This is a genomic window from Vibrio sp. 10N.247.311.51, from assembly GCF_041467855.1.
In the GTDB taxonomy this organism is placed as follows: Bacteria; Pseudomonadota; Gammaproteobacteria; order Enterobacterales; family Vibrionaceae; genus Vibrio; species Vibrio coralliirubri.
Genome location: NZ_JBFSVK010000071.1, coordinates 1 through 1,746, shown reverse-complemented (window position 1 = coordinate 1,746; position 1,746 = coordinate 1). Strand labels below are relative to the sequence as shown.

Genomic DNA, 1,746 nt, shown 5'->3' with positions numbered 1-1,746 from the left:
GTAATGACAAAGTCGCTTGGTAATTAAGGTACGACAGAATCGCTTGGTGATCACAGGTAGAAGGCTTCAAAATACTTTGTATCATCTGACAGAAGCGAAATAGAGCAATGAACCTAAGGCTCGTTTTAGCACGAACGTGCCCCAAAATCATTCGGCATCAACTTCCTGACCACTTTCCTAAGTCAATTCTTGACCTACTTTCCCTAATGGAAGATTATGAGCCTAGTTGAGAATTTACGTTTATACAGACATGTTCTGCAATTTGTGAGTGGAAGGAAGAATAAAGCTCATAGAACAGTATGTTGCTGCTATGGCATCTGTATTTTCTAAAAATATTATAAAGACAATATCTGCTGAAAAGACACTGTTATGTTTATAAGAGGATATGAATTAGTTGGTCTTTCAAACTTACTATAATTTAAGAGCGCTGGTGCGGTTCTATCTGATATCGTACTTTGTTAGGCACCTTAGCAAAGAGCACAGTCAATTTGTTTTCTTACCTCGCTATGACGTTGAACTATTTATAGCGGGAAACACACATATCAAGGAAGGAAAGAGAGTTAGTAAAGATCTAGTAATTTACTCTAGAGTTAAGCTCAGATTTAAACCTAAAAAGGTATTTAGCAAAAGACTTAGAGTTTTATCGGGTATCGATTCCGGATCCGTGAACGATCAGAAGTGCTATTTGTCGTATGATCATTTAGCTCATATGAAGGTTTATATTCATGTCGAGCAAAATAGGTGGTCAGACTCTACCAATACATACTCAACATTTACATTATTAAAATACTACCTATATAGGAAAGTAGCCCTTTTCTACTTAGCAATAGCGTGGGAAAAGATAAGCTGGCTAAAGAATAGGATTTTCCACCGTTTAAGACCGCTCGATGTAGTTAAGTCAAAATATGAAATATTTCAGGCTATTTTTGAGAGCAAAGATTTTGTAAAAAGTGGTGTGTTTAATCAATCAGAATTAATTGACCTGCTTTATCCTAAGAAAGAGTATAAAGGTGTAATTCCAAGAACGGTTATTTCCAACTCTGTGAAGCTTGTTATAGACTCAGCGATTGAGTCTGGTGAGCTTGCATCGATAAATAAAGACCGTCCGAATGAGAGAATTAAGGTCACTGGTTTAGGTATAAACTTTTATACAGAAACGAAAGAAGCCTACAAGAAAGATGTACAACTGTTGAAGCTACAAAAATCTCAAACAGTTACCCAAAGAACTGTTGCGTGGTTGACATTGGTACTTGCTATAGCCACTTTGCTTACGCTAGTTGATAAAGTAGATTTGATTCTATATTGGTGGAACTACCTTTGGTGTCTGTACGAAGCATAAACATAACAAACGTCCAAGGAATCAACATACTTTTCCTAATCTGACAGAAGCACTGTAGACCATCAGTTCTAAAGCGTTTCTGTCCATTTCCTTCCAACTACAATCGTGATGACCAAATTAAAAAGGAGGTCATCATGGTAGTTTTCAACAAAACGAAACGAAGTGGCGTCAAAAAGCCTTTTCGGCTTGAGGAAATTTGGCGGATCAGAACCAGATTAGAAATTGAAAATAATTTGATGCAGCTTGCGTTGCTCAACTTAGCTATTGATAGCAAACTTAGAGCAAGTGATTTGCTCGTTCTCAGAGTTTGCGATGTATCTTCGCAAGATAGGATATTTAACCGCGTTAAGCATATCCAGCGCAAAACAGATATTGAAGTTCAATTTGAGATAACGACAAGAACTCAA

Annotated in this window: 1 protein-coding gene and 1 pseudogene; both read left to right on the top strand. The window is 36.9% G+C overall.

Translation table 11 applies throughout. The annotated features are described in order from the left end of the window. The first annotated feature begins 685 nt into the window (after positions 1 to 685). The gene (locus tag AB6E85_RS25790) at positions 686 to 1,339 is read left to right on the top strand and encodes a hypothetical protein (protein ID WP_372029504.1); all 654 of its coding nucleotides are present in this window, start codon (positions 686 to 688) and stop codon (positions 1,337 to 1,339) included. A 134-nt stretch (positions 1,340 to 1,473) separates the two neighbouring features. Next, positions 1,474 to 1,746 (top strand): annotated as a pseudogene (locus tag AB6E85_RS25785) (integrase); the annotation flags it as partial.